Genomic DNA, 7,028 nt, shown 5'->3' on the forward strand with positions numbered 1-7,028 from the left:
TCCTAACTCTCCTCTGCGCCATTTTGATTTATTATACGGTCTCTCCCGATATCGAACAAGAAAACGCAAAGCTCATTGACGATATACGGCTCGTAGAACACAAAATCGCTTCCGATGAAAATGTGGACCAACTGATGAAACAGACCTCAGAACTCGTTCGCAAAGACCGCTTCAACGACAAAGCGAACCGAACGCTTTTTATGGACCCGACACTTCCTGACGCTCTTGTATTTGCCTCGTTACAACAATCCATACGTGATGACGTCAATGCAAGCGGTATCGAGATGACCAATCTTTCGTGGGGAGAACCTTCGACAAATGACGACAGCCCTTATACGCTCCTACCCCTTACCCTCGCGTTCAAGGGATCGCCGAAAAACTGCACCGACTTTTTCACTCTTTTGCGCCGACACGGCAAACTGCTCTATATCGAGAATTTATCGGTCGTCCAATACATGAATTCACTCTCCGTCGTAGCCGACTTGTATACGTATCGGATAAATGATCTTAAAAAATCTCAGGCGGAAAAAGAATGAATAAAACACAATGGTACCTCATTGGTTTTTCTACGGTAATCCTCGTCGGATGGATGCTCATGCAATTCGCCGCACTGCAAAGCGCACTCTCCGAACCGATGAATCTCCCCTCTTCCAAACCGAAACCTCCTGAAATATCGCCATTGGTCCAAACTCTTTTTACTCAAAAAACAAAAGATTCACTCGCGTTTTCAAACGATGCGGTATGGGGAATTTTTCCTAAAATAGACCCGAAAAACCCTACACCGAACGCCGTGATCTTTACACCTGCGGTTGCCGGAAAAATGCCTCGCATCTGCGTCGGTATTTCATGCTACGAATTTATGGGTCTCAGCGGAAAAAAAGGGCTTTTTTTTGACACCAACGTCACGGCTACGAAAAAAACCCTCTCCGTCGGTGCCGGGGCGACTCTGTACAAACCGCTGCGGGTAAAACAGGTTACGAACCATTCCATCGTCATGCTCGATACGAAAACCGGGACGACTTACGAAATGTCTTTGTTTAAAATCGACCTTGACCAATACAAACCAAAATCCGAATCGCCCAAAGGAAAATAATGAAAACCTCTCATACACTTTCGATGATCGCCACTTTACTCTTGATATGGGGATGCGGTGCCAAAACTCCGGAAGTCCCTACCGACGTCTCTCTTAAACAAACCGAGGAGGGAACCGTAACCGTTCAAGAGAACAACGTTACCGCGCCGGATGCCAACCTAAGCGACAAAGAACGTTACAAAATCACGTTTGAAGCTCCGCCGCTCACGTCCCCTTTCGATGCCGAAATCATCAATAAAAAACAACCCCGTTATACAACCCCTCAGCCGGAAGAACTACCCCCTCCGCCTCCTTTGACGCTCAACGACAAACGTCCCGTTAAACTCTCCGTTGAAAAAATACCGGTCGGAAAATTTGCGGAAGTCGCACTCGGCAGTGTTCTGGGAATCAATTACGTGATTACTCCCGAAGCCGCAGCTAAAATGAATCCGGTCAGTCTCAATATGGCGGCCTCGATGAAAGGTGAAGATTTTTTTGCTATTGCCCAAAAAATCATTAACGACAACGGTCTGCTTCTCAGCAAAGAAGCGGGATCAACGGTTTTCATCACCGTAAAACCTCCGAAAGTCGACGCCAAATTCAACCCTTCTATCCAAGACACCAATATCTACTACGGACGCACACTCGATGCCAACGTTCCCGACAGCCGTCAGATCACGATGTTTATCCCTTATTATTATGTTGAGATGATGACTCAGTTCCCCCATATCAAAAACTTTGCCCTCTCATCGAACGTCACCTATCAAATCTTTACCGATCAAAAAGTTATGATGATCAAAGACCTCGCGGGAAATATCAAAAAAGCGCTTACCTACGTAGACCTTTTTGACCGTCCGACAATGAAAAACAAAACAGCGCAAATCATCCCGCTGCGTTATGTAGGAGCCAAAAACTTTATCGATCGTGTTCGTGAAGTCCTCCCGAGCGTCGGTGTGCCGGTAGCGAAAAAAGTAGGTGATCTCGGACTGTTTTTGCAAGAACTGCCGGAGCTGCAATCGATTCTGGTTATTTCTGATAAAGACGAATGGGTCAATCAGCTTTTATACTGGCGCGACAAATTTGACAGTTTGACCGCATTGGGAGATTCTCCGCGGATGTTCGTTTATCAGGTCAAAAACCGCAAAGCCGATGAAATCGTCTCCCTCGTAACCGGAGTCAATTCTGCCAAAGCGACGAACGAAACAAGCTCGGCAACCTCTTCAAGCAGCACATCGACCAATACCGCTACAACGACTGCGGCAAAAACTCCGTCAAAAACCAATACGCCGACCAGCTCCGGAGGGGGATTGATCAATGACGTTAAAATCGTCGCCGACACCAATACCAACAGCCTCATCATCTATACTTCTCCGGAGCGCTACCGTGAAATCGAAACGATTTTACAAAGTATCGACACCCTTCCCCGCCAGGTTATGGTCGAGGTAACGATTGCCGAACTCACCCTGACCGATAAACTCTCATACGGGTTGGAGTGGTATCTCAAACACGACGGAAGCAGTTTTTCCGGCTCGCTTCAAACAGTAGGGAACCTCGGTCTGGGCAGCAGCGGGTTGACGGGAAGCATCTTTAAAAGTACCGCCGATTTCAGTGCATTGATCAATGCATTTGCCCAAAAAAATCAGATCAACATCCTCTCTCGGCCGAAACTGGTTGTCCTGGATAATCAAGAAGCGACGATCAATGTCGGGACTGAAGTTCCGATTTTGACGTCACAGACCACGGCATCCTCGACGACAACAACCGATACCGCGACGACACAAAGCGTCCAATACCGTACAACCGGGGTCATTTTGGTCGTCAAACCGACGGTCAACAGCGGCGGTGTCCTCACACTGGCAATCAACCAAAGCGTCAGTGAGGCACAGACAAACAACCTCTCCAGTATCAGTTCCCCTCTGATTCTAAACCGTTCGATCAATACGAACGTTGTTTTGCGCAGCGGAGAATCCGTTATGCTCGGCGGACTCATCAGTGAAAATAAAAGCAGCGGAAATAACCGCGTTCCTCTTTTCGGAGACATTCCTTTGCTCGGCAATCTTTTCAAAACGACCTCCAACAGTTCGACCAAAACCGAACTCGTCGTTCTCGTCAAACCGGTTATCATCGAATCGCTTGCCGATTATTCCACTTTATCCCAAGCCATGGGCACTATCAGCGAATCGGAATAAGCTTCCGATTCTCCTCTTAAAAAACAATTTCTTATCTTGCTTTCCTCCCATCTCCCCCATTTTCCCCCATTTTTGTAGCTGTTTTTTCGATTTTCGTGTCAAATTTGTAACACAAAAGTTGAAAAAATTCTACTTTTAGAAACGATTAAGAACGATTTATGTAAGATGTCAGCAGAAATCCCGAGGTGTCGGGCTTTCGGCCGAAATTTACACACCATTTAAAAGGAGTCTTAATGACTAAAGGTCTTAAATACGGTGCACTAAGCGTTATCGCGAGCGCACTTCTTTCTACATCAGCATTCGCATATACACTTTCTGACTATGCTGGAAAATCAATCGGTGTCGTTAGCCACAACACAGCACAAACAAAAGCAAGTGAGCTTAGCACATCTGCAGCCATCGCAAACATCGATCTTGGGGATTACACTCCGAACGATATCGCTTTGACAACTCTTTCAAACCCGACTTTCAACTATGCTGTTACAGCTGGAACATTGACACTTGATTTGACTTCAGGAATAGGTAAATACTACTATGTCGTTGAATCTACAACAACAACTGCTGGTATCCCGGATATCACTAACGCAACTGACAAAGTTGTAGCAAAATACACTGCTGGTTCTGGTACATCTACAATCGCATTCGGTGCGACTGGTCCACAAGTATCTAACGGCGGTAAATACGTTATCGTTCAATCAGAAGACGATGCAACAATGGATGCTTCTACAACGGTTGCTTCTATTACTATAACTTCACCACTAACTCGTCAAGGTATCACGTACACACAAACAAGTGCTGCTACAACTGATAAAGTTGTCGTAAACCTTGGACAAGGGGATTCACAAAGCGTTTCTGACGTTGCTATCGCAACTATCTTGACTGCTAGCAAACAATTGTGCGGAACTATCGTCGGTGTTTCTAAAACAATCGATCCATTGGATGATTTCAAATCTTTCAACCTTCAAGGTGTAGCATGTGGTGCTAACAACCAAGATACACAAGATACTGTTTACGCTATCGTTCACGCTAGCGACTACGATATCGATGCTGTTTCTGCTGCAACTGACGACGTAACTGTTACTGTTACATCTGACAAACCGCTTCCGGCTGGTACAACTGCGTCTATCGCAACTGTTGCAAGCTCTACAAACATCGGTGGTGCATTGAGAGAAGCTCTCGGCGGAACACCTGCTGCGTGTACAATCACTACTACTGCTACAAACAGTACTGTTTCTTGTCCGTTGGTTAACGTTGACGGTGTAAACCTCTTGGCTGCTACTGCAAACGGATTCACTGGTTCAGCTGCTGCTGTAACTTTCACTGTTGACGGTAACCACGCTATCGAGCGTACACACTTCACTGCGTCTATCGCATATGATTTCAGCAATCCTGGTGCAACAGATTACACTGGAAGCAACCTTCTTGTAGCTGATCTTGATGCAAACACATGGAACTACAACGGTGCTGTTGTAACTATTCCAAGTATCAACTCTAACGCTGATACAAACACTCAAGTTAAATTGAACAACAACTCTGACCAAAATGCTCGCGTATTCTGGAACTTGTCTGACGATGCTGGAAACGTAGCTTCTATGATCGAAGTTGCTGCAGTATCTGGTAACACTGGTCTTGCTGCTGGTGCATCTGACACATGGTTGGCATCTACACTTAAAGCGGCTGCTGCTGCAAACGGTATCGGTGAAAAATTCCGTGCTGAAGCGGTTGTAACTGCTACTGAGGGTGTTGATGGTGTAACTGTTATGATGATTAACGGTGGACGCGATCGCGTTATCCCAACTACTATCGACAATGCAACTGGTGCAGACTTCGTTCGCTAAGTCTTCTTTTCCAAAGGCTCCTGCCTTTGGAATCCTTTTTTTTCCCCATTTTCTTTCATCATATTAAATTTCTATTAACGCTACTGACGCTATAATCCCCTTATTGAAACTGCAGATAAGGACTTTTTGTAATGTTACGCCTATTTTTCTTTTATGCGCTCTGTATTTCGGCACTTTATGCCGCAACTTTGCAAGACGCCGACAAAGCATATAAACAAAAAGAGTACTCTAACGCTCTGAAACTCTATCACGAACTGGCAGATACCAACAATACCGACGCGATGCGTAAACTCGGAATCATGTATGAAAAAGGTCAGGGAGTAAAAGCGGATAACGCCAAAGCGATGCAATACTACAAAGCTGCAGCGGCGAATGGAAGCCTGGACGGCTATTTCAACGTCGGATTGCTTTATCAAAATGGCGTAGGGATACCACGCGATTTAAATGCTTCAATAACGTATTACACCTATGCCGCCGATAAAGGGCATACACGTTCACAGCACAATCTGGCACTTATCTACGATGAATCCAAACCTCCTTATACCGATGAAAAAAAAGCGTTTCACTATTATACGTTGGCAGCGAATAAAGGATTTTCTTTATCCATAGCTCAGCTCGCCACCATGTATGCTACAGGACGCGGATGTGACCGCAACGATACCAAAGCCGTAGAACTCTACAAAAAAGCCCTGAGTATGGAAGACAACTCACGGGCACAATACAACGTCGCTTTAATGATCGCCCGAGGATTGGGGACAGAGCGCAATGCTGTTTTAGCTTACGCATTATGGGATGCCAATGCACTCTTAGGGGATGAAGATTCGGGTTATAACCGAGATGTTCTCAAAAAACGGATGGATCCGATTGATGTATCAAAAGCACAGACACTGGCAAAAAACCGTAAGAAAATGATCGAAATGATTATTGCCAAATAATCACTCAAACACTCCCCCTTTTCTCTTCGGGAGAAAATCTATACACAGTATTGCACACCAAAGGAGACTCTGACATAATGGCTGTTGAATTGTTTCCATCTAATATTCTCGCGCTGAAATTAATATTCGATGGTATAGTATATGGGTAATACCGCTATCAGCGTTCACGATCTGAATAAAACATACAAGCTCTATGATCACCCTATCGATCGGCTCAAAGAAGCTCTGCATCCGTTAAGACGCTCATACCACCATGACTTCAAAGCATTAAGCGATATAAGCTTCGATATAGCAAAAGGTGACAGTATCGGCATTATCGGTAAAAACGGTGCCGGTAAAAGTACTCTCCTCAAAATCATCACAGGAGTCTTGACACCTACATCCGGCAGCGTGAAAGTGCATGGGCGTATCGCCTCTTTGTTAGAACTGGGAGCAGGTTTTAATCCTGAATATACCGGAATCGAAAACATCTATCTTCAAGGTATGTTAATCGGATACACCCGTACCGAAGTGGACGAAAAAATTGCCGATATTATCGCATTTGCGGATATCGGTGAATTTATTTACCAAAGTGTCAAAATATACAGCAGCGGTATGTTTGCGCGGCTCGCGTTCGCAGTCGCAATCCACGTCGATCCGGATATCCTCATTGTGGATGAAGCACTCAGTGTCGGAGACTTTGCCTTTCAATACAAATGTTTTCAGGCTTTTCGACGTTTTCAAGAAACGGGGAAAACGATTCTGTTTGTCAGCCACAGCACTCAGCAAATTATTCAGTACTGCAACAAAGCGCTTTTAATGCATGAAGGGAAAATGGTAACGTTTTCCGAAGATGTCGAAAAAACGACTTATGAATATGAAATGTTAATCCGTCAACACGATATTCCCCACAAAACACGCTCTGCTACAGTACCGGAAACGATAGATACCGCAGCCAATACGGACATAGGAGAACACCGTTTCGGTACACATGAAGCCCTCTTTTCGCGAGTCA

Annotated in this window: 6 protein-coding genes; all 6 read left to right on the forward strand. The window is 45.1% G+C overall.

The genetic code is table 11. The annotated features are described in order from the left end of the window. Window positions 1-536: type 4a pilus biogenesis protein PilO (pilO, locus tag Q0389_RS01945; RefSeq protein ID WP_298691082.1), on the forward strand; the 536-nt coding region annotated here is incomplete at its 5' end. Next, entirely contained in the window at window positions 533-1,093 is a 561-nt protein-coding gene (locus tag Q0389_RS01950; RefSeq protein WP_298691084.1) for a hypothetical protein, read from the forward strand. The genes pilO and Q0389_RS01950, both read left to right, overlap by 4 nt. After that, a complete protein-coding gene (locus Q0389_RS01955) occupies window positions 1,093-3,261 on the forward strand; it encodes a secretin N-terminal domain-containing protein (protein ID WP_298691086.1) in 2,169 nt (722 codons plus the stop codon). The genes Q0389_RS01950 and Q0389_RS01955 overlap by 1 nt, the downstream gene beginning before the upstream one ends. A 233-nt stretch (window positions 3,262-3,494) precedes the next feature. Next, window positions 3,495-5,099 (forward strand): hypothetical protein, encoded by a 1,605-nt coding sequence (locus tag Q0389_RS01960; protein WP_298691088.1) that lies wholly within the window; start codon window positions 3,495-3,497, stop codon window positions 5,097-5,099. Window positions 5,100-5,230: 131 nt separating this feature from the next. Beyond that, entirely contained in the window at window positions 5,231-6,034 is an 804-nt protein-coding gene (locus Q0389_RS01965; RefSeq protein ID WP_298691090.1) for a tetratricopeptide repeat protein, read from the forward strand. 141 nt (window positions 6,035-6,175) lie between these two features. Then, window positions 6,176-7,028: ABC transporter ATP-binding protein (locus tag Q0389_RS01970; RefSeq protein WP_298691092.1), on the forward strand; the 853-nt coding region annotated here is incomplete at its 3' end.

This window comes from uncultured Sulfuricurvum sp. (assembly GCF_937936435.1).
GTDB lineage: Bacteria > Campylobacterota > Campylobacteria > Campylobacterales > Sulfurimonadaceae > Sulfuricurvum.

Coding starts and splice junctions, on each gene's coding strand:
- Q0389_RS01950 (WP_298691084.1), top strand. CDS start 533: ATGAATAAAACACAATGGTACCTCATTGGTTTTTCTACGGTAATCCTC.
- Q0389_RS01955 (WP_298691086.1), top strand. CDS start 1,093: ATGAAAACCTCTCATACACTTTCGATGATCGCCACTTTACTCTTGATA.
- Q0389_RS01960 (WP_298691088.1), top strand. CDS start 3,495: ATGACTAAAGGTCTTAAATACGGTGCACTAAGCGTTATCGCGAGCGCA.
- Q0389_RS01965 (WP_298691090.1), top strand. CDS start 5,231: ATGTTACGCCTATTTTTCTTTTATGCGCTCTGTATTTCGGCACTTTAT.